Annotated in this window: 17 protein-coding genes; 10 read left to right on the top strand and 7 right to left on the bottom strand. The window is 70.6% G+C overall.

The genetic code is table 11. The features are described from left to right. Positions 1–112 precede the first annotated feature (112 nt). From GC203_RS23560 to GC203_RS23545, 4 genes are all read right to left on the bottom strand, one after another. The gene (locus GC203_RS23560; protein ID WP_293459406.1) at positions 113–1,237 is read right to left on the bottom strand and encodes a DUF3667 domain-containing protein; all 1,125 of its coding nucleotides are present in this window, start codon (positions 1,235–1,237) and stop codon (positions 113–115) included. Between the two features lie 76 nt (positions 1,238–1,313). Further along, entirely contained in the window at positions 1,314–1,658 is a 345-nt protein-coding gene (locus GC203_RS23555) for an endonuclease domain-containing protein (protein ID WP_293459405.1), read from the bottom strand. 205 nt (positions 1,659–1,863) lie between these two features. Beyond that, positions 1,864–2,646 carry an enoyl-CoA hydratase-related protein gene (locus GC203_RS23550; RefSeq protein ID WP_293459404.1) on the bottom strand — a complete coding sequence of 261 codons (783 nt, stop codon included), beginning with the start codon at positions 2,644–2,646 and terminating at the stop codon, positions 1,864–1,866. Between the two features lie 145 nt (positions 2,647–2,791). Then, complete coding sequence (locus GC203_RS23545; RefSeq protein WP_293459402.1) at positions 2,792–3,319, bottom strand: gamma carbonic anhydrase family protein; 528 nt, start codon at positions 3,317–3,319, stop codon at positions 2,792–2,794. A gap of 315 nt (positions 3,320–3,634) precedes the next feature. Between GC203_RS23545 and GC203_RS23540 the strand changes: the two genes are divergently transcribed. The 4 genes from GC203_RS23540 to GC203_RS23525 all read left to right on the top strand — a co-directional run bounded on the left by GC203_RS23540 (position 3,635) and on the right by GC203_RS23525 (position 9,097). After that, positions 3,635–4,399, top strand: a complete 765-nt coding sequence (locus GC203_RS23540) for a PhoH family protein (protein WP_293459400.1) — start codon at positions 3,635–3,637, stop codon at positions 4,397–4,399. Positions 4,400–4,521: 122 nt separating this feature from the next. Next, positions 4,522–4,962: a MarR family transcriptional regulator gene (locus GC203_RS23535; RefSeq protein WP_293459399.1), complete on the top strand. Its 441-nt coding sequence runs from the start codon at positions 4,522–4,524 to the stop codon at positions 4,960–4,962. Then, positions 4,959–6,416, top strand: coding sequence for an MFS transporter (locus tag GC203_RS23530; protein WP_293459398.1), 1,458 nt, complete (start codon positions 4,959–4,961; stop codon positions 6,414–6,416). Before GC203_RS23535 ends, GC203_RS23530 begins: the two co-directional genes overlap by 4 nt. Before the next feature lie 65 nt (positions 6,417–6,481). Continuing rightward, entirely contained in the window at positions 6,482–9,097 is a 2,616-nt protein-coding gene (locus GC203_RS23525) for a M1 family metallopeptidase (RefSeq protein WP_293459396.1), read from the top strand. 31 nt (positions 9,098–9,128) lie between these two features. Here GC203_RS23525 and galE read toward each other — a convergent pair whose 3' ends face one another. Further along, entirely contained in the window at positions 9,129–10,121 is a 993-nt protein-coding gene (gene galE / locus GC203_RS23520; RefSeq protein ID WP_293459394.1) for a UDP-glucose 4-epimerase GalE, read from the bottom strand. A gap of 300 nt (positions 10,122–10,421) precedes the next feature. Between galE and GC203_RS23515 the strand changes: the two genes are divergently transcribed. Next, positions 10,422–11,651 carry a glycosyltransferase gene (locus GC203_RS23515; RefSeq protein ID WP_293459393.1) on the top strand — a complete coding sequence of 410 codons (1,230 nt, stop codon included), beginning with the start codon at positions 10,422–10,424 and terminating at the stop codon, positions 11,649–11,651. Between the two features lie 7 nt (positions 11,652–11,658). On the opposite strand, the gene GC203_RS23510 is transcribed toward GC203_RS23515, so the two are convergent. Together GC203_RS23510 and GC203_RS23505 are read right to left on the bottom strand one after the other, a co-directional pair. Then, entirely contained in the window at positions 11,659–12,663 is a 1,005-nt protein-coding gene (locus GC203_RS23510) for a nitronate monooxygenase family protein (RefSeq protein WP_293459391.1), read from the bottom strand. A gap of 74 nt (positions 12,664–12,737) precedes the next feature. After that, on the bottom strand, positions 12,738–13,787 hold the full coding sequence (locus tag GC203_RS23505; RefSeq protein WP_293459390.1) for a HupE/UreJ family protein: 1,050 nt from the start codon (positions 13,785–13,787) through the stop codon (positions 12,738–12,740). A gap of 128 nt (positions 13,788–13,915) precedes the next feature. Between GC203_RS23505 and GC203_RS23500 the strand changes: the two genes are divergently transcribed. From GC203_RS23500 to GC203_RS23480, 5 genes are all read left to right on the top strand, one after another. Then, on the top strand, positions 13,916–15,847 hold the full coding sequence (locus tag GC203_RS23500; protein WP_293459389.1) for a DUF3604 domain-containing protein: 1,932 nt from the start codon (positions 13,916–13,918) through the stop codon (positions 15,845–15,847). Between the two features lie 46 nt (positions 15,848–15,893). Further along, entirely contained in the window at positions 15,894–16,724 is an 831-nt protein-coding gene (locus GC203_RS23495; RefSeq protein ID WP_293459388.1) for a peptidylprolyl isomerase, read from the top strand. A gap of 74 nt (positions 16,725–16,798) precedes the next feature. After that, entirely contained in the window at positions 16,799–18,193 is a 1,395-nt protein-coding gene (locus GC203_RS23490) for a methylmalonyl-CoA mutase family protein (protein ID WP_293459386.1), read from the top strand. After that, positions 18,190–20,349, top strand: a complete 2,160-nt coding sequence (scpA, locus tag GC203_RS23485) for a methylmalonyl-CoA mutase (RefSeq protein WP_293459385.1) — start codon at positions 18,190–18,192, stop codon at positions 20,347–20,349. Before GC203_RS23490 ends, scpA begins: the two co-directional genes overlap by 4 nt. A 75-nt stretch (positions 20,350–20,424) precedes the next feature. Continuing rightward, positions 20,425–20,845 (top strand): hypothetical protein (locus GC203_RS23480; protein WP_293459384.1); only part of this gene is annotated, 421 nt, incomplete at its 3' end.

Here is a 20,845-nt window from a genome sequence, read left to right as displayed (position 1 = left end):
GAGCCTTCCCGGATCAGGTGGGATCACCTGATCCGGACGAGAAGGCTCGATCTTCAAGATTGTAGAGCCCGTCCGGGCGGGTGAACCGGTATCCACTTCACCCTGACGGGCTCTAGCCCAAGCCCAGCCAGATAATCGCCAGGACGAACAGCGCGAGCGCGATCGAGCTGAAGACCAGCAGGAAGAACGTCCGCCACAGCGCCGAGAAGATGCTGAGGCTGTAGGCGCCCTTGAGCTGGGCGAACATGTGCGCGGGCACGAGAAACGGCGCGATGGCGAAGACCCAGCCTTCGATCGCCCCGCCGGCCCGCCCGGCAAGGAAGGTCGCCATGACCAGCAGCGAGACGAAGGTCAGGGAATAGAGGACGAACACCCCGTGGTCGTAGAGCGTCACGTTCTTCTTCCAGAGGAACAGCACGGCCACGAACGGGATCGAGATGGGCACCAGCAGGAACGAGAATTTGTAGAACGTCTGCTGCAGCTTGTAGATCGCCAGGTCCGGGTTCTCGAGCTTGTGCTTGAGCTTTTCGTCCAGCTTCTTGTTACCGGTGTTGATCTTGAGCTCGCCGGACTTGACGTTCCTGGCCAGGTCTTCCTTCCAGCCCTCGCCCGCGACGACGCCCGTCTCGCCCAGGCTGATCTGGCGCCGGACGACCTTCACGCCCGCTTCGGCGCCCTTCACTTCCCCCTCAGCGCCCTTCACCTCGCCCGCGGCCTCGGCCCGCGCCTCGCTCGTCGTCGCCGCGGCGAACTTCGCCTGCGCTTTCGAGAGGGCGGCCTTGGCGTTGGCGAGCTCGGTGTTCGCCATGGACAGGTCCCGGGCCGAGATCACCTGCCGCTCCAGCGGGCTCTCCGCCGGCTTCGGCATGTAGCTGATCAGCATGAACATGACGAAGACGGTGAACAGGAAGATCGCCAGCGGCGAGACGTAGCGGGCCCGCTTGCCCAGGCACCACTCGCGCGTGAGCTTGCCCGGCCGGAAGAACAGCATCGGCAGGGTCCGCCACGTGCGGCTGTCGAAGTGCATCACCCCGTGCAGCAGTTCCTCGCCCAGGTGCAACAGGGTCCGGTGCACGTGGCTGGGGTTGCCGCAGTTGTGGCAGAATCGCCCGACGGTCTCGGTCCCGCAATCGGCGCAGGCGCCGTGGGGCTCGCCCGCCTTGCCCGCGGGCTTTTCGAACGTCGAGGCGATCAGCCCGCCTGTCGCGGCGCCCCCGACGGCATCGAGATCCACCATTCACGCCATCCCCACAGCCCGAAGGGAATGTACGTCAATGATGCGGTGCGGCAAGGCGCTCCCCTTTCCCTCCCCTTCATGGGGAGGGCGACTCGCCGCGAGGCGAGCGGGGTGGGGCGTCGGCTTCATCCAGCGCCCGCAGGATCGAATACATCACGCCGCTCAGGTTGCGCCTGACCTCGGGGTTCCACACCCGCAGGACGCGAAACCCCTCGCGCGCCAGGACCGCGTCACGGATGAGGTCGTGCGCCGCCTGCGCCTCGTCCCCATGGGTTGCGCCATCGACCTCCACGACCACCCGCCGTTCGAAACAGACGAAGTCGAGGTAGTAGCCGCGGAACGGCGCCTGCCTGCGAAAGCGGAAACCCTCCGTCCGCAGTTGCTTCAGCCTTGACCAGAGAATGACCTCCGGCTCGGTCATGGCCGCCCGAAGCTCTCGCGACCGCCGGATGTCCTCTCGCACCGCCGCTCCCCCACCCGTCCGGCGCGCCGCGCCGTCCACCCTCCCCACAAGGGGGAGGGAAAGAACCCCATCCTTTTCCCTCCCCTTCATGGGGAGGGCGACTCGCCGAAGGCGAGCGGGGTGGGGTCCTGCGCGTGAGGATGTTCCCCTTATGTACTCCTGGTCAACGCCCTTTCCACTGCGGCGCCCGCTTCTGCGCGAACGCCAGGGGGCCTTCCTTGAAGTCTTCCGACGTATAGAGGGCCGCCACCGCGGGATACCGGTTCTGGCCCTTGATCGCGGCCTCCAGGCTGGACTCGTCCAGCCCCTTGTAGACGGCCTCCTTCGAGGCGCGGATCGACATCGGGCCCAGCTCGCAGATCGCCTTGGCGAGCTCGTGCGCCGTGCGCATCAGGTCCTGCGGCGCGGTCACGTCGTGGACGAAACCCAGTTCCTTGCCCTCGGCGGCCGAGACGCGGCGGGCGGTCAGGATCATGCCCATGGCCCGTTTCACGCCGATCGCCCGCGGCAGCCGGTGCAGGCCCCCGGCCAGCGCCGCCAGGCCCACGCGCGGCTCGGGCAGTGCGAACGTCGCGTTCTCGGAGGCCACGATGAGGTCGCACGCCAGCGCGATCTCGAAGCCGCCGCCCATGGCCACGCCGTTCACCGCCGCGATCAGCGGCTTCACCAGGTCGAACCGCGACGTCAGCCCCGCGAACCCCGACGGCGGGCTGCGCATCTCGCCGCCCGAGGCCTGGTGCTTCAGGTCGTTGCCGGCCGAGAACGCCCGGTCGCCGGCGCCCGTGACGATCCCCACCCACTGATCCGGGTCGGCCGCGAAGGCGTCCAGCGCCTCGTGCATCTCGAAGTGCGCCGGGGAATGCAGCGCGTTCATCACGTCGGGGCGGTTCAGCGTGAAGGTGGTGACCGGACCGTCCCGGTCGACCTTGATATATTGATAGGCCATGGCGTTCTCCCGTTTCGGGCGACCGTCCAGGGCCGACGCTGCGTCCGTCAAGGCCTCCCCATGAAGGGGAGGAAAAGTATCAAGCCCGGCGCTTTTCCCTCCCCTTCATGGGGAGGGCGACTCGCCGAAGGCGAGCGGGGTGAGGTCACACGGCCTTCAGCTCCCGCCGATAGCGCTTCCAGTTCTCCACATAGTGCGCCGAGCCCACCGCGATCCTGGCCGCCTGCTCCGGGCTGAGTTCGCGCACCACCTTGCCCGGCGCGCCCATCACCAGCGAGTTGTCGGGGATCTCCTTGCCTTCGGTGATGAGGCAGTTGGCGCCGATCAGGCAGTTCTTCCCGATCTTTGCGCCGTTCAGCACGATCGATCCGATGCCCACCAGCGAGTTGTCGCCGATCGTGCAGCCGTGGAGCATCACCATGTGGCCCACGGTGACGTTGGCCCCGATGGTCAGCGGCGAGCCGGTGTCGGTGTGACAGACGCTGCCGTCCTGGATATTCGAGCCTTCGCCCAGAACGATCGGGTCGTTGTCGCCGCGCAAGACGGCGCCCCACCAAACCGACGCATTCTTCTTCAGAATCACCCGTCCCATTACCGACGCCGTGGGTGCGATCCAGTATTCGTCATCGTTTGGTAATTCCGGTGTCACATTGCCTAAGTTGTAGACGGCCAACTCGCACCTCGTTTTCTTGGCTTAAAGGGTGGGTTTAACGACTCTGAAACGACGATAGGATCATTCTAGTCGGGCGATTCGAGGGGGCGATAGCCTTCCCGGAAGCCGCCGCGGGGGTTTCGCCTCCGCGTCTCGCGCTGGACGGAGTGGATGGCGCTGAGTCTGTTGCTCCCCCGGGCAGGTTCGCCCGGACCCGCAGATGGCGATGGACCGCTGGGTTCCCCGGTCCGCGCACGCCGCCAACCGTTTTCCCCAACCATCCGAAGGGCGTTCCCAGCCGGGACGCCCTTTTTTCTTGCCCCCTGAGGAGGCCTTATGAGCAAGCGGGCTCTGAAGCGACAACTGCGCGAAGGTGCGTTCGACGCCGGTCAGTTCGAGGGGGATGACAAGATCCGCCGGCTGCCGATCGACCGTGGCTGGTCGCCGCTGGCGCATCACAACGACGACCGCGAGCAGGGATATCTCAAGACCATCAAGGCCAAATCCGCCGGCCAGCAGGCGCTGATGGACGCCATCGACGCCAAGAACCTCGTCATGGCCCTGGGCCCGGCCGGCACCGGCAAGACCTACCTCGCGATCGCCAAGGCCGTGGAGGCGCTGGAGAGCGGCCGCGTGGGCCGCATCGTGCTCTCGCGCCCGGCGGTGGAGGCCGGCGAGTCCATCGGCTTCCTGCCCGGCGACGCCGAGGACAAGCTGGCCCCCTATCTGCGTCCGCTCTACGACGCGCTCTCCGACCGGCTTTCGATGAAGCGGGTCCGCGCGCTGATGGCCGAGGGCGCCATCGAGATCGCCCCGGTCGGCTTCATGCGCGGCCGCACGCTGAACAACGCCTTCGTGGTCATCGACGAGGCCCAGAACTGCACCTACGTCCAGCTCAAGATGCTGCTCACCCGCCTGGGCTGGCATTCCACCATGGTGGTGACGGGCGATCCCAACCAGTCGGACCTGCTGCCCGAGATTTCGGGCCTCGGCCCGGTCGCCGCCAAGCTGGAGGCCGTGGGCAACATCGCGGTGGTCCGCCTCGGCGACCGCGACATCGTCCGCCACCCGCTGGTCGCCGAGATGCTCGGCGTCCTCTGATCGCGACATCATGACCTGAGGACGGGCCCGCGCTCCCGCAGCGCGGGCCTTGTCTTTTGGGGCGCGCGCAGATAGATAGTTCGTCAACCTAACTATATTGAGTCCTCAACCGGGTTGAGTTCATGTCCCAGGCGCTCGCCGACCTCGACACGATCGCCCTGGCCGACACGCTCAGGCCCGCGCTGCTGCGCGTCTCGCGCCGCCTGCGCCAGGAGGCCCACAAGGCGGGCCTGTCGCCGCAGGACGCCCTGCTCCTGGGCTTCATCCGCAAGAATCCCGGCGTCGGCGTCAGCGCCCTGGCCGAGGCGGAAGGCACCTCCAAGCCGACCATCAGCGCCCACGTCAAACGCCTCGAAGCCGCCGGCCTGGTCCGGCGCAGCAGCGACGCCGACGACGGCCGCCGCTCGGGCCTGGCGATCACGGCGGCGGGCGAGCGCAAGCTGGAAGCGATCCGCCGCGAGCGGAACGACTGGCTCGCCGCCCGTCTCGCCCGCCTCGGGCCCGCCGACCGCGCCAGCCTGGCCGCGGCGGCCGAGGTCCTCCTGAGGCTCGTCGACGCATGACCCCCAGCGACGACGCCTTCGAGGCGGCCGCTCCCGAAGCCGCCGCGGCCCGCGAGCGCGACGCCATCACCCGCGGCTGGCTGGTGCCGGCGATCGTCGGCTCGGCGCTGCTGATGCAGACGCTCAACGCCACGGTGATCACCAACGCCCTGCCGGCGATGGCCCACACCTTCGGCGTCGAGCCGCTGCGCCTGAACATCGCCATCACCGTCTACCTGCTGTCGGCGGCGGTGTTCCTGCCCCTCTCCGGCTGGCTCGCCGACCGGTTCGGCGCCCGGCGGGTCTTCATGTGCTCGATCGTGCTCTACGCGGCCGGATCGATCGCCTGCGGCCTCTCCAACAGCCTGTGGCACCTGATCATCGCCCGTTTCGCCCAGGGCGCGGCCGGGGCCACGCTGATGCCCGTCGGCCGCCTCGTCCTGCTGCGCACCACGCCCAAGGACGAGCTGGTGGGCGCGCTGTCGGTCGTCACCATGCCGGCGCTGCTGGGGCCGGTGGTCGGGCCGGTGCTGGGCGGGGCGATCGTCACCTTCGCCGACTGGCGCTGGATCTTCTTCATCAACCTGCCGATCGCCGTCCTGGGCCTGTTCCTGGTGTTCCGCTACGTGCCCGAGGTGCGCGAGCAGGATCCGCCGCCCGTCGACCTGCCGGGAATCGTGCTCACCGGCGTCGGGCTCGCGGCCCTGATCTTCGGCTTCGAGAACATCGGCCGCGACGCCATCAGCCCGCTCGGCGTCGCCGGTCTGTTCGCGACCGGCTTCGCGGGCCTGGGGCTCTACGCCTGGCACGCCGCGCGCACGCCGCACGCCGTCGTCGACCTCTCCATCTTCCGCAAGCCGACCTTCCAGGCTTCGGTGGTCGGCGGCGCCTTCATGCGCATCGCCATGGGCGCCAATCCGTTCCTGCTGGCCATGCTGCTGCAGGTGGCGTTCGGGATGAGCGCCTTCGCCGCCGGGACCATGACCTTCATCTCCGCCGTCGGCGCCCTGGTGATGAAGACCACCGCCCCGCCGATCCTGCGCCGGTTCGGCTTCCGCAGCGTGCTGCTGGTCAACGCCCTGATCGTGGGCGCGAGCTTCATGGCCTATTCCCTGTTCCGCCCGTCCTGGCCCCATTGGGCGATGATGGCGGTGCTCGGCGTCGGCGGCTTCTTCCGCTCGCTGCAGTTCACCTCGCTCAACGGCATGGCCTACGCCGAGATCGACCAGGACCAGATGAGCAAGGCGGCCACCACCGCCTCCATGGTGCAGCAGCTCGTCCAGTCCATCGGCATCGGCCTCTCGGCCACCCTGCTCCACACGCTGATGGTCATGCAGGGCCAGACCCGGCTCACGGCCGAGACGGTCACGCCCGCCTTCGTCATCGTGGGCCTCGTGACCATGATCTCCATGATCTGGTTCGCTCGTCTGCCAGCGGACGCGGGCGATGAGATGAACGGTCGGCGCCCCGCCTAGCAAAGGCCATCTTGCGTCTCTATTGTGCGCGCCAAAATATTCCCCTGTTTTCTGAGATATCGAGCATGAAGTTCCTTGCCGTCCTCGCCGCCGCCATGGTCGCGGCGAGCGCGCCCGCTGTTGTCGCCGCCGCGCCGGCCAAGCCCGCCGCCGAAACGCGAATCGTCCTGCCGACCGACGTGCGGCCCGACCGCTACGACATCCGCATCGTCCCCAACGCCGAGGCCCTCACCTTCACCGGCCACGAAGCCATCGCGATCACGGTGGTGAAGCCCACCGACCGCATCGTGCTGAACGCCGCCGACATCACCTTCTCCAAGGTGGCGCTGTCCGGGCTCGCCGCGGCCCCGAAGATCGTGCTGGACGACCAGCAGCAGACCGCCGCCTTCGTCTTCCCCCAGACCCTGGCGCCCGGCCGCTACACGCTCTCCATCGACTACGCCGGCAAGATCTATCAGCAGGCCTCGGGCCTGTTCGCCCTGGACTACCAGGACGCCGACGGGACCAAGCATCGGGCCCTGTTCACCCAGTTCGAGAACTCCGACGCCCGCCGCTTCGCGCCCATGTGGGACGAGCCGGGAATCAAGTCGGTCTTCTCCCTGACCATCGAGACGCCCGACAGCCAGATGGCCGTGTCCAACATGCCGGCCGCGCGCACCGCCCCGGCCGCGGACGGCCGCGAGGCCATCACCTTCGCCGACAGCCCGAAGATGAGCTCGTACCTGCTGTTCATGGCGCTGGGCGACTTCGAACGGATCCACCAGCGCGTCGGCCGCACCGACGTGGGCGTGGTGGTCCGCCGGGGCGACGCCGCCAAGGCCGAGTTCGCCCTGGACGCCGCCGCCAAGCTGCTCGGCTACTACAACGACTGGTTCGGCACGCCCTACCCGCTGCCCAAGCTCGACCTCGTGGCGGGCCCCGGCCAGAGCCAGTTCTTCAGCGCCATGGAGAACTGGGGCGCGATCTTCTACTTCGACTACGCGATCCTGATCGATCCCAAGCTCTCCACCGAGGCCGACAGGCAGAACGTCTTCGTCACCGTCGCCCACGAGATGGCCCACCAGTGGTTCGGCGACCTCGTCACCATGTCGTGGTGGGACGACCTGTGGCTGAACGAGGGCTTCGCCTCCTGGATGGAGAACAAGGCCACCGACCACTTCCATCCCGAATGGCGCGTGTGGCTGTCGGCGCAGTCCGGCCAGCAGGGCGCCATGCGCCTCGACAGCCGCCCCGGCACCCACGCGATCGTCACCTCGATCCCGGATGTCTTCGCCGCGGCCACCGCCTTCGATTCGATCACCTACCAGAAGGGCGAGGCGGTCATCCGGATGTTCGAGGACTACGTCGGCGAGGACGCCTTCCGCGACGGCGTGCGCGCCTACATCAAGGCCCACGCCTACGGCAACACGGTCAGCGCCGACCTCTGGGCCGCCCTCGACGCGGCCTCGCCCGACAAGAAGGTCAGCGACGTGGCCCGCGACTTCACCACCCAGGCCGGCGTGCCCCTGATCCGCGCCGAGGCGGCGCGGGGCGGCGTGCGGCTCGTCCAGTCGCGGTTCTCGGCCGACCCCAGCCAGCGCACGCCCCGCACCTGGCGCACGCCGGTGAAGGTCGAAGCCGTCGGCGACGACGGCGCCTGGCAGGGCCTCGTCAGCGCCTCGGCGCCCCAGGTCACGCCGCTGAGGGCCCCGGTCGTCGTCAACGCCGGTCACGCGGGCTATTTCCGCACGGCCTATTCGCCGGGCCTCTGGGCCAAACTGGCCCCGCGGTTCGCCGAACTGGCGCCGTCCGACCAGCTGGGCCTGCTCTACGACAGCCGTGCGCTGGGCGAGGCCGGCGTGGCGCCCATGAGCGACTTCCTGGACCTGGCCAAGAACTCGCCGGCCGACGCCGACCCGATCGTCCTGAACACCCTCGCCCAGCAGCTCGACGCCCTCGACTGGCTGTTCGAGGGCCGAACCACCCAGCCCGAGTTCCGCGCCTTCGCCATGGCCCGGCTGCGGCCGATGGCCGAGCGCCTCGGCTGGGACCCCAAGCCGGGTGAGGCCGACAACGACGCCATCCTGCGCCGCACCGTGCTCAGCCTGCTGGGCCGCATGGGCGATCCCGCCACGCTCGCCGAGGCCAAGCGGCGGTTCGACGGCTGGCTCGCCGACCCGGAGAGCCTCTCGGGCTCGGGCCGGCGGACGGTCCTGGCCATCGTCGCGGGCCACGCCGACGCGGCGACCTGGGAGGCGATCCACGCCAAGGCCAAGGCCTCGACCGACATCACCGACCGCGCGCGCCTCTACAACTACCTGGGCCAGGCGTCCGACCCGGCGCTGATCCGGCGCGCGCTCGACCTCGCCCTCAGCGGCGAGCTCCTGCCGACCGAGGCGCCCAATGTCATCGCCGCGGTCTCCAACGATCACCCCGAGGCGGCGTTCGACTACGCCGTCGCGCACCGGGCGCAGGTGGACCAGCTGCTGGAGCCCACCAGCCGCACCACCTACTACGCCGACCTCGCGGTCACCTCGCGCGACCCGGCGATGCTGGACAAGCTGGCCGCCTTCTCGGCCACCGTCCCGGCCTCCAGCCGCGGCGACATCGAGAAGTCGACGGCGGCGATCCGCTACCGGGTCGGGGTGATCAAGGCGCGCGTGCCCGACATGGAGCGCTGGCTGAAGGCCAACGGCGGCTAGGCGGCTCCCCGCCCCCCGGGACGGCGCGCGCTCAATAGCCGCGCCGCAGCGCCCAGGCGGCGGCGTGGCGCACGATGGTGGTGATGTCGGATCGCCGCGCGCGCCAGCGGAGCACGTCGTTCGCCCGCCGGGCGTCCGCCACGAGCCGGGCCGGGTCGCCCGCGCGGCGGGCCTGGACCCGATGGGGAACCGGCCGTCCCAGTTCCCGCGCGACGGTTCCGATCACCTCGCGGACCGAGACCCCCCGCCCGGAGCCGAGGTTGAGCGGCAGGCAGGCGCCCGTATCGAGCGGGCTGGCGACGGCGGCCACGTGGGCTTCGGCCAGGTCGTCCACGTGGACGTAGTCCCGGACGCAGGTGCCGTCGGGCGTCGCATAGTCGTCGCCGAACACGGCCAGCGGCGGGCTGCCGCCGAGGGCCGCGGAGAGCGCGAGCGGGATCAGGTGGGTTTCCGCCGGCCGCGATTCGCCGATCCGTCCGCCGGGATCGGCCCCGGCGGCGTTGAAATAGCGCAGGCACAACGCCGAGAGGCCATAGGCCCGCGCATAGGCCGCGATCATGCGTTCGGCGGCGAGCTTCGTCTCGCCGTAGGGATTCAGCGGCTGGGTCGGCGAGGTTTCGGCGAACACCTCGGCGCCGTCCCCGTAGACCGCCGCGCTGGAGGAGAAGACCAGCCGCCGCACCTCGCTTGCGCGCATGGCGTCCAGCACGCCGGCCGTTCCCTCCAGGTTCTGCGCCCAGAAGTCGGCGGGGTCCCGCCACGAGCGGCCGACCTCGGATGCGCCCGCGAAGTGCACGACCGCGGAGACCTGGTGCGTCGTCATCGCCTCGCGGAGCGCGCAGCGATCCCGGACATCGCCCTGGACGAGCGGCCCCCACTGCACGGCGGCCCGATGGCCCACGCTGAGATTGTCGAACACCACCGGCCGCCAGCCGGCCTCCGCGAAGGCCTTGGCCGCGTGGGCGCCGACATATCCCGCGCCGCCGGTGATCAGCACGGCGGGCTGCGCGTCTTGCGGCGCCATCAGCGGCGATTCCACCGGGCGGACGGCGGACGCCGTCCTCCCGCCTTCGGCTCACGCCCGCGTGCGCACATCCGATCAGCCTTGGCTTTAGAGCGCCCCCTCACCAACGACGCCGCCGCCGCCCGGCGTCCTCATCCCGTTCGTGGCGAATCGCTCCCCCAGCGTCGGGCCAGAAAACCCGCCGCGGAGCTTGCGGAACTTGGCTCGCGGCGGCGTCCCTGTTCGGGGGTGTCGCGAAGGCGGCCGCGCGGCTCGCGCCGAGCGTCGCGCTTCGCCGGATTTGGTCGCCTCGGAGTGTTCATGAGACGCGGACTGGATGACGATCCGCCGGGGGCGCCCGGCGAGGCGGCTGGTCCCGGCCGCCCTGCCCCGTTCCACATCCTGGTCTTCCTGCACAGCTTCGACCCCGGCGGCGTGGAACGGATCGCACTCCGGCTCGCCGGCCGCTGGGCCGAGGATGGATCGCGCGTGTCCCTGGCGATGGGCCGCCGCTGGGGGCCGCTGGACGTCGAGGCGCCACGGAACGTGACCTACGACCACGCCCCGCCGCTCCGCTTCTCCCGGCATTTCGAATCGCTGTGGCTGGTGCCGCGGCTGGTGCTCAGCGTCCGCCGCCGCCGGCCCGACGTGCTGTTCTGCGCCGGCAACACCTACGCCATCGTCGCGGTGCTCGCCCGCCTGCTGCTCGGCGCGAGCTGTCCGCCGATCATCTGCAAGATCAGCAACGCCCTCGTCCGTCCCGACTTTCCCCGCCGGACGCGCACGCTCTACCGGCTCTGGCTGCGGATCCAGGCGCGGACCTTCGCCGCCTTCGTGGCCCTCAGCGACGCCATGCGCGACGAGATCATCCAGGAGGCCGGCGCGGCGCCCGAGCGGGTGGTCACGGTGCCGGATCCGGCGCTCAGCGAGGCCGACCTTTCCCGCGTCCCGCGCCGATCCGAATCGCGCCCCGACGCCGGACGCGTCTTCGTGGGGGTCGGCCGGCTCGTGCGGCAGAAGGACTTCGCGCTGCTGCTCCGCGCGTTCGCCCTCGGGCGCGGTCCGCGCGACCGCCTGATCCTTCTCGGCGACGGACCCGAGCGGCGCCAGCTCGAAGACCTCGCCGCGGAGCTTGCGATCACGGACCACGTGACCTTCACCGGCCATGTCCCCGACCCGCGGCCGTGGATGGCTATGGCCGACGCGCTGGTCCTGTCCTCGCTCTACGAGGGCGCGCCGGCAGTGCTGTTCGAAGCGCTCGGCGAAGGCCTGCCCGTGGTCGCGACCGACTGCTGTCCGGGCATGGACGCCCTGCTGGGCGGTCAGGCGTTCGGACGCCTCGTCGCCGGCCGCCGCCCCGAGGACCTCGCCGCCGCCATGTTCGGCCCGCTGCCCGCCATCGCCCCCCAGGCCGTCGCGGAACACCTCCGCGGCTTCACCATCGAGAGGGCCGCGCCCTCCTATCTGCGCCTGATGACCCAGGCGGCTTCGGTCCGCCGCTGGCGGGGCGCGCTGCCGGTGGCGGCCGTCGAGGCGGCCGACGGCCTTTAGAAGCGGCCTACTCGGCCGCCATCAGCGCCTTGCCCGCGGTGAACGAGGTCTTGAGCGCCAGCTCGGCCTTGGCGGTCTCGTATTCGGCCGACAGGCGGGCGACCATCTCGGCGGCGGTCGGCACGGCCTTCACCGCCCCGATGCCCTGGCCGCAGCCCCAGATGTCGCGCCAGGCCTTGGCCTTCTGGTTGCCGCCCGAGCCGAAGTTCATCCTCGAGGGGTCGGACTCCGGCAGGTTCGCGGGATCGAGCCCCGCGGCGACGATGGAGGGCGTCAGGTAGTTGCCGTGCACCCCGGTGAACAGGTTGGTGTAGGTGATGTCCTCGCCGGTCGAGTCGACGATCATCTGCTTGTAGGCCGGGTCGGCGTTGGCCTCCTGGGTCGCGATGAACGCCGAGCCGATGTAGGCGAGGTCCGCGCCCATCGCCTGGGCGCCCAGGATCGCGTGGCCGTTGGCGATGGAGCCCGACAGCGCGATCGGCCCGTCGAACCACTCGCGGATGCTGTGGATCAGCGCGAAGGGCGAAAGCGTCCCGGCGTGGCCGCCCGCGCCGGTGGCCACCGGGATCAGGCCGTCGGCCCCCTTCTCGACCGCCTTGCGGGCGAAGGCGTTGTTGATCACGTCGTGCAGCACGACGCCGCCATAGGAATGCACCGCGGCGTTCACGTCCGTCCTCGCGCCCAGCGAGGTGATCACGATCGGCGCCTTCCACTTGGTGGAGACCTCCAGGTCGTGTTCCAGGCGGTCGTTGGTCTTGTGGACGATGTGGTTCACCGCGAAGGGCGCCGAGGGCGTATCCGGATGGTCGCGGTCCCACTCCGCCAGTTCTTCCGTGATCCGGTGCAGCCACTCGTCCAGCATCGAGGCGGGCCGCGCGTTCAGCGCCGGAAACGACCCCACCACCCCGGCCTTGCATTGGGCGATCACCAGGTCGGGTCCCGAGATGATGAACAGCGGGCTGCCGATCACCGGCAGGCGGAGGAGGTCACGCAGAACGGGCGGCAGGGCCATGGACGAGTCCTCGAACGTCTGTTTGGATTTACGACGTACGCCAAAACGCCGAGGCGGGCAAGACCGCCCCGCGCTCAGACCGCCAGCACCCGCTCGATCAGCCAGAAGGCCGCGAATCCGCCGATCACATAGGTCGGCGTCGCGCGCGCCAGGGCGACCATCCCGTCAGGCGCTCGGGCGGCCAGCCGCCGCAGGCCCGCCATCACCGCCAGCGCCACGGCGATGAACATGAGCTGGCCGATCTCGACGCCCACGTTGAACAGGAACAGCGCCTCCACCTCCGCGCCCTTCGGCAGCCCCACCTCGCGCAGCGCCCCGGCGAAGGCCAGGCCGTGCAGCAGGCCGAACGAGAAGGCGACCACCCAGGGATGGCGATGCGCCAGGGTCGGCGGCTTGTCGGCGGGCCGGGCCAGCTCGCAGGCCACGAACACGATGCTCAGCGCCACCAGCGCCTCGACGATGGCCGGCGTCACATTGACGATCCCCAGCGCCGCAAGGCCCAGGGTGATGCTGTGGGCCACGGTGAAGGCCGTGATCGCCTTCAGCAGCCGCCAGTTGGGGCCCACCAGCAGCAGCAGGCCCAGCACGAACATCAGGTGGTCGACGCCGGTCAGGATGTGCTCGACGCCCAGCTTCAGATAGGCCGGCACCCCCAGGCCCTTGGGACCGGATAGCGCCAGCTTGCGGGTCGGCTCGGCCGGCCGGATCACGTCGCTGATCGTCTTGCCGTCGGCGGTCGTCACCCGCATCAGCACGTCGGTGACCGTGAGGTGGAGACCCTCGATGGTCACCGTCTGGCCGTCCAGCGGCGCGCCGCCGCGCACCCGCCACGAGCGGATCAGGAAGCCCGGCGCGCTGGTCTCGGCCGTCGGCTGCTTGTCGATGGCGCCCGACGAGAGATGCGGCACGAGGTGGATGGCCATGTCGCCCACCACCGGCTGCTTCCACACGACCTCGTAGTCGCCCGGCGCGCTCTCGGTGATCTGGATCAGCGCCGGCCGCACCTCGTGCGCCGCCGCCGGAAGCGCGATCACCGCGACCAGCAGCGCCACGAATCCTGCGAGCGCCGCCAGGACCTTCGCCCCCGGCAGCAGCCCCGCGCCGACATCACCCCATAGCCTCAAGCTTCACCCCCGATAGCTTCCGCCCCCGTCGTCTTTTGGCCCACGCCAAGTTAGGACACAATCATCGAACGCACTGAGACAGGGGCGGCTGGCGCATCCGGCGATAGCCTCGGGATATGGGGGAAACGATGGACCGGCGTCCAAGCCGCACGGCGATCCGACTCACCGCGGCCGCGACCCTGGTCGGCGCCGTAGCCGCCGCCAGCGCCGCCCCGGGACAGGGCCCCAAACCGGCCGCGCCGCTGCTGGCCGCCGGCGCCGCGCCGCCCACCCAGCACCTGCCGGGCTACAATCCCGACCGCAACGCCTACTTCGGCGACCTGCACGTCCACACCGGGCTGTCGTTCGACGCCTACATCTTCAATGTGCGCGCGACGCCCGACGACGCCTACCGCTTCGCCAAGGGCGAGGCGATCGGCCACGCGCGCGGCTTCAAGATCCGCCTGGCCGGCGGCCCGCTCGACTTCACGGCGGTGACCGACCACTCCGAATACATGGGCGCCATGCGCGAGGCGGCCGATCCCAACAGCCCGCTCTCGAAGGAGCCGATCGTCGACGGCCTGTTCAGCCCCGATCCCAAGAAGATCGGCGAGGCGTTCGCCCGGGTCGTCGCCGCCAGCCACGCCGGCCAGATGCCGGCCTCCTTCAGCGCGCCCGAGGTCGCCGGCCGCGCCTGGACCGAGGTCCGTGAGGCCGCCGCGCGCAACTACCAGCCGGGCAAGTTCACCACCTTCGTGGGCTACGAGTTCACCTCCGCGCCCGACGGCCGCAACCTGCACCGCAACGTCATCTTCCGCTCCGAGAAGACGCCCGCCCTGCCCTACACGGCGCGGATGTCGGCCAATCCCGAGGACCTGTGGCGCACGATGGACGCCTGGCGGGCCAAGGGCGTCGACGTGCTGGCCATCCCGCACAATTCCAACGGCTCCGACGGGCTGATGTTCGAGCAGACCAAGCGCGACGGCTCGCCGATGGACCGCGCCTACGCCGAACTGCGGATGCGCAACGAGCCCCTGGTCGAGATCAGCCAGATCAAGGGCACGTCGGAGGTCCACCCCTCGCTGTCGCCCAACGACGAATGGGCCAACTTCGAGATCATGGAGCGCTACATCGGCTCCAACCACCCGGTGACCAAGTTCCACGGCAGCTATGTGCGCACCGCCCTGCTCGACGGGATCCTGATGCGCGAGCAGAAGGGCTTCAATCCCTTCAAGATGGGCTTCATCAGCTCGACCGACACCCACAACGCCGCGCCGGGCTCAGCCGAGGAAACCAACTACTTTTCCAAGGTCGGCCGCTCCGACGGCCTGCCCGTCCAGCGCGGCTCCGTGCCGCCGGACGGCGCCCGGACCTGGCCCGCCGACACCCCGGATTCGGCCCACGCCGCGACGCCCTACCAGGCCTGGGGCGCCTCGGGCCTGGCCGGCGTCTGGGCCGAGCAGAACGACCGCGAGTCCATCTTCGCCGCCCTGCGCCGCAAGGAGACCTTCGCCACCTCGGGCCCGCGCATCCGCGTGCGCTTCTTCGGCGGCTACGACTTCCCGGCCGACATCGCCACGCGGCCCGATGTGGTGCGCACGGCCTACGCCAAGGGCGTGCCGATGGGCGGCGATCTCGCCCCGTCGTCGGGCCAGGCGCCGACCTTCTTCGTGTGGGCCGTCCGCGATCCCAACAGCACCTATCTGCAGCGGGCCCAGATCGTGAAGGGCTGGGTCGAGAACGGCCAGGCCAGGGAACAGGTCTTCGACGTGGCCTGCTCCGACAACCTCAAGCTCGACAAGACCACCTGGCGCTGCCCCGACAACGGCGCCTCGGTGAACCTCGCCACCTGCGAGCCCGACCGCTTCAAGGGCGACGTGGAGCTCAAGGCGGTCTGGCGCGATCCCACCTTCAAGCCGAACCAGCGCGCCTTCTACTATGTGCGCGTGCTAGAGAATCCTTCCTGCCGCTGGTCGACATGGGACGCGCTGCGCAACGGCACGCCCCCCAACCCGACCCTGGCCAAGACGATCATGGAGCGGGCGTGGTCCTCGCCGATTTGGTATGAGCCCAAGAGTTGATGAAGCGCCGGCGTCCGCCGGCCCGAGTGGATTTCCGGCGGTCGTCATGCATGGCCTGCGCCGCGCGCTGGCCGAGCCGCTCGTCCAGTTCCTGCTGATCGGCGCGGTGCTGTTCGTCGGGCTGAGCGCCGTGCGCGCCGCCCAGAAGCCCGTCGTGCGCATCGAGGCCCAGGACCTCAACCAGCTCGCCACCTACTGGGAGGCCCAGATGCAGCGGCCGCCCAACAAGGTCGAGCTCGCGGGCATCATCCGCGACCGCATCGACGAGGAGCTCCTGGCCCGCGAGGCCCTTCGCCTGGGCCTCGACAAGGACGACATGATCATCCGCCGCCGCCTCGCGCAGAAGATGTCGTTCGCCACCGAGGACCTCGCGGCGGCCGAGGAGCCGACCGAAGCCCAGCTCCGCGCCTATTTCACCCAGCACGCCGACCGTTACGCGGCCGCCGCGCACGTCTCGTTCCGCCAGGTCTTCTTCAGCGGCGACCGGCCCCACGGCCAGGCCGAGCAGGCCGCGCGCCAGGCGCTGGGCATGTCCGGGGAAACCAAGCGCGACCCCTCGGGCGATCCGTTCTTCTTCCCGCTGGCCTACGACGGCATCGCCACCCGCGACCTCGAACGCGACTACGGCCAGGCCTTCGTCCAGGCGCTGGAGCGCGCGCCGGTGGGCGAATGGTCCGGGCCGGTGATGTCGCCCTACGGCTGGCACCTGATCGAGGTCACCTCCCGCACGCCGGCGCCGCCCACCTCGTTCGAGAGCGTGCGCGACCACGTGCGCGAGGCCTGGATCGACGAGCGCCGCACCCAGGCCAACGCCGAGTTCATGCAGAGCCTGCGCAAGCGCTACAAGGTGATCGTGGCCGGGGTGCCCGAGGCGTAACGGCCTCCGCGAGGGCGTCCCCTCTCCCCTTGCGTGAACTTGACGCCCGGGGGCCTCGGGGGGCAACTCCCCGCATGGCCGACGCACGTCTCCTCGACCCCGGATTTCCGCCTGCCGGCGAGGACGCCTGGCGCGACCTCGTCGCCAGGACGCTCGGCGACAAGCCGTTCGAGAGCCTGACGAAGGCCACGGCCGAGGGCCTGCCGATCGCGCCGCTCTACGCCGGCGCCGATGCGCCCGCCGCCTTCCCGCCCCGGCCGTTCCACGCCGAGCGGCCCTGGGACCTGCGGGTCCTGTCCGCCCATCCCGATCCGGCCAGGGTCAACGCCGAGCTGCTGGCCGACCTCGAGGGCGGCGCCGCCTCGGTGATCGTCAGGGGCCACGCCGCGCCCGACGCCCTGGCCCGCGCGCTCAAGGACGTGGTGGTCGAACTGGCGCCCGTGGGCCTCGACGCCGGCTTCCACGCCCCCAAGGCCGCCGACGCCCTGCACGCCGTCGCCAAGGCCTCGCCCGGCGCCAGGCTCGCCTTCAACTTCGACCCCCTGGGCGCCTTCGCCGAGGCCGGCGCCAGCCCCGGCCCGGTCGAAAGCCACGTGGTCAGCGCCGCCACCGTGGGCGTCCGCCACGCCCAGACCTATCCGCATGCCGCGCTGTTCCTCGCCTCGGGCCGCGTGGTCCACGAGGCCGGCGGCGGCGAGGCCGCCGAGGTCGCCTTCGCCGCGGCCAGCGCCATCGCCTACGCCAAGGCCCTGGTCCGCGCCGGCCTGCCCATGGCCGAGGCCTTCGCCCGCATCACCCTCGGGCTGGCCGCCGACGCCGACTACTTCCTCACCATCGCCAAGCTGCGCGCCGCCCGCGCCGTCTTCGCCCGGATCGCCGCGGCCTGCGGCGTCGACGCCCAGGCCCGGATCGAGGCGCGCTCGTCGCGGCGCATGCTCACCGCCCAGGACGCCTGGACCAACATGATCCGCCTCACCGCCGCCGGCTTCGCCGCCGCCGCCGGCGGGGCCGACGCGGTGACGCTGGGCGCCTTCACCGACGCCATCGGCCTGCCCACCGCGTTTGCGCGCCGCCAGAGCCGCAACACCCAGCTCGTCCTGATGGAGGAGGCCGGGGTCGGCCGCGTCGCCGATCCCGCGGCCGGTTCGGGCTACGTCGAGGCGCTCACCGACCAGATCGCGCGGGCCGCCTGGGAACGGCTGCAGGCCATCGAGGCGGCCGGCGGCGCGGTCGCGGCCCTAACCGGCGGCCTCGTCGCCCGCGACGTCGCGGCCGCGTCCGCCGCGCGCCGCGAGCCGAAGATCCTGGGCGTCACCGCCTTCCCGCCCACCGAGCCCGCCAAGGTCGAGGTCGAAGCCGCCGCGCCGGCCGCCCTCGATCCCGAGGGCGCGCGCCTGCCCGGGCCCGACGGCAAGTGCCCCCCGCTCAAGCCCATGCGGCTCTCCGAAACGCACGAGGTGGCGGCATGACCGGCTTCCCCGACTTCGCCACCCTGCCCTTCGACGCCGCCGCGGGTCCGTTCCCGCCGCCCGCGGGCGAGGCCTGGGCCACGCCGGAAGGCATCGCCGTGCGCCCGGCCTATTCGGCGTCCGAGATCGAGGGCTTCGCCGCCATCGAGGGCTATCCCGGCCTCGCGCCCTTCGTGCGCGGCCCCTATCCCACCATGTACGCCACCAACCCGTGGACGATCCGCCAGTACGCGGGCTTCTCCACGGCCGAGGATTCCAACGCCTTCTACCGCCGCAACCTCGCGGCCGGTCAGATGGGCCTCTCCATCGCCTTCGACCTGGCCACCCACCGCGGCTACGATTCGGATCACCCGCGGGTGACGGGCGACGTCGGCATGGCCGGCGTGGCCATCGATTCTATCCTCGACATGCGGACGCTGTTCGACGGCATCCCGCTCGACAAGATGACCGTGTCGATGACGATGAACGGGGCGGTCCTGCCGATCCTGGCGCTCTACATCGTCGCCGCCGAGGAACAGGGCGTGCCGCACGAGAAGCTCGCCGGCACCATCCAGAACGACATCCTCAAGGAGTTCCTGACCCGGAACACCTACATCTACCCGCCGGGCCCCTCGATGCGGATCGTGTCGGACATCTTCGCCTACACGTCCAAGGAGATGCCGCGCTTCAACTCCATCTCGATCAGCGGCTACCACATGCAGGAAGCCGGGGCGACGCTGGACCTGGAGCTCGCCTACACCCTGGCCGACGGCATCGAATACGTCCGCGCGGGCGTCGCCGCGGGCATGAGCGTCGACAAGTTCGCGCCGCGCCTGTCGTTCTTCTGGAACGCCGGCATGAACGCCTTCATGGAGATCGCCAAGCAGCGGGCCGCGCGCCTGCTCTGGGCCAAGCTCATGAAGGCCGAGTTCGACCCGAAGGACGCCCGCTCGCTCTCCCTGCGCGCCCACACCCAGACCAGCGGCTGGAGCCTGGCGGCCCAGGACGTGTTCAACAACGTGCCGCGCACCGCCATCGAGGCCATGGCGGCCGTCGGCGGCCAGACCCAGAGCCTGCACACCAACTCGCTCGACGAGGCCCTGGCCCTGCCGACCGACTTCTCGGCCCGCATCAGCCGCAACACCCAGCTCTTCCTGCAGATCGAGAGCGGCCAGACCCGGGTCATCGACCCCTGGGGCGGCAGCTTCTACATCGAGCGCCTCACCGCCGACATCGCAGAGCGCGCGCTCGCCCACATCGCCGAGGTCGAGGCCCTGGGCGGCATGGCCAAGGCGATCGAGGACGGCCTGCCCAAGCGCCGCATCGAGGAGGCCTCGGCCCGCACCCAGGCGCGCATCGATTCCGGCCAGCAGACCGTCGTCGGCGTGAACCGCTACCGCCCCGACGTCGAGGACGACATCCCGGTGCTGAAGGTCGACAACACCGCCGTCCGCAACGCCCAGATCGCCAAGCTCAACCGCCTGAAGGCCGAGCGCGACCCCGAGGCCGTGGCCGCGGCTCTCGACGCGCTCACCGCCGGCGCGGCCGGAGACGGCAACCTGCTGGAGCTGTCGGTGAACGCCGCCCGCGCCAAGGCCACCGTGGGGGCAATCTCCTACGCGCTGGAAAAGGTGTTCGGTCGCCACAAGGCCCAGGCCGACGCGGTGAAGGGCGTCTACCTGCGCGAGGCCGGCGCCACGCCCGCCTCCGACCGCGCCCGCGCCATGGCCGACGCCTTCGCCCAGGCCGACGGCAAGAAGCCGCGCCTGATGGTGGCCAAGATGGGTCAGGACGGCCACGACCGCGGCCAGAAGGTGATCGCCTCGGGCTTCGCCGACCTGGGCTTCGACGTCGAGATCGGCGACCTGTTCCAGACCCCGGCCGAGGCCGCCGCCGAGGCGGTGGAGTCCGGCGTCCACGCCGTGGGCGCCAGCTCCCTGGCCGCCGGCCACCTCACCCTGGTGCCCGAGCTGAAGGCCGAGCTGGCCAAGCTGGGCCGGCCCGACATCCTGGTGTTCGTCGGCGGCGTCATTCCCCCCGAGGACTTCAAGGCCCTGGAGGAGATGGGCGTGGCGGCGATCTTCCCGCCCGGCACCGTGATCCCCGAAGCCGCGATCACCGTCCTCGAACGCCTCAACGAACAGCTCGGCTACGCCCAGGAACAGGCGGCGCAGTAGGCGCGGGCTGGCGCGCCGCCCTCGCCCTCCGCTCGTCCCGGCGAACCTTGACTTTTCGCTCTTGATGTTCTATCTTTGTTCTCATTGGAACATCGCCCCGACATCGCTGCCGACCTCGACGGCCTGAGCCGCCTGTCCGAGCGCCTGCTCGGGTTGGCCATGCGCTACGCCGACCGCATCGAGGCCCTGGCCGAGGATGAGGACGAGCGCGCCGTGGCCCTCGCCCGCCCGCTGGAGGGCCTGGCCCGCTCCTACCGCCAGACGCTCGCCATGAAGGCCCGCCTGCGCCGCGAAGTGGGCGACCTCGAACGCGCCGAACGCACCCGCGAGATCCTCGCCAACCGCCCCGCCCCCGACTTCGGCGTGCTCAGCCGCATGGCCGAGGTGGAGGAAGCGGTCAGCGCGCTCATCTGGTCCGAGCACGAACGCCCCGAGGCCGAACGGCTCGAAGACGAACTGGTCGACGCCCTGCACGAGGCCTTCGACGACCCCGCCT

The sequence above is a fragment of the Phenylobacterium sp. genome (genome assembly GCF_016124325.1).
Lineage (GTDB): Bacteria > Pseudomonadota > Alphaproteobacteria > Caulobacterales > Caulobacteraceae > Phenylobacterium.
The sequence above is the reverse complement of the archived record's forward strand: the minus strand, read 5'-3'. Positions and strand labels throughout refer to the sequence as shown.

Bases quoted from the DNA above. Each gene is read 5' to 3' on its own strand.
- GC203_RS23560 (WP_293459406.1), bottom strand. From the start codon at position 1,237: ATGGTGGATCTCGATGCCGTCGGGGGCGCCGCGACAGGCGGGCTGATC.
- GC203_RS23555 (WP_293459405.1), bottom strand. From the start codon at position 1,658: ATGACCGAGCCGGAGGTCATTCTCTGGTCAAGGCTGAAGCAACTGCGG.
- GC203_RS23550 (WP_293459404.1), bottom strand. From the start codon at position 2,646: ATGGCCTATCAATATATCAAGGTCGACCGGGACGGTCCGGTCACCACC.
- GC203_RS23540 (WP_293459400.1), top strand. From the start codon at position 3,635: ATGAGCAAGCGGGCTCTGAAGCGACAACTGCGCGAAGGTGCGTTCGAC.
- GC203_RS23535 (WP_293459399.1), top strand. From the start codon at position 4,522: ATGTCCCAGGCGCTCGCCGACCTCGACACGATCGCCCTGGCCGACACG.
- GC203_RS23530 (WP_293459398.1), top strand. From the start codon at position 4,959: ATGACCCCCAGCGACGACGCCTTCGAGGCGGCCGCTCCCGAAGCCGCC.
- GC203_RS23525 (WP_293459396.1), top strand. From the start codon at position 6,482: ATGAAGTTCCTTGCCGTCCTCGCCGCCGCCATGGTCGCGGCGAGCGCG.
- galE (WP_293459394.1), bottom strand. From the start codon at position 10,121: ATGGCGCCGCAAGACGCGCAGCCCGCCGTGCTGATCACCGGCGGCGCG.
- GC203_RS23515 (WP_293459393.1), top strand. From the start codon at position 10,422: ATGAGACGCGGACTGGATGACGATCCGCCGGGGGCGCCCGGCGAGGCG.
- GC203_RS23510 (WP_293459391.1), bottom strand. From the start codon at position 12,663: ATGGCCCTGCCGCCCGTTCTGCGTGACCTCCTCCGCCTGCCGGTGATC.
- GC203_RS23500 (WP_293459389.1), top strand. From the start codon at position 13,916: ATGGACCGGCGTCCAAGCCGCACGGCGATCCGACTCACCGCGGCCGCG.
- GC203_RS23495 (WP_293459388.1), top strand. From the start codon at position 15,894: ATGCATGGCCTGCGCCGCGCGCTGGCCGAGCCGCTCGTCCAGTTCCTG.
- GC203_RS23490 (WP_293459386.1), top strand. From the start codon at position 16,799: ATGGCCGACGCACGTCTCCTCGACCCCGGATTTCCGCCTGCCGGCGAG.
- scpA (WP_293459385.1), top strand. From the start codon at position 18,190: ATGACCGGCTTCCCCGACTTCGCCACCCTGCCCTTCGACGCCGCCGCG.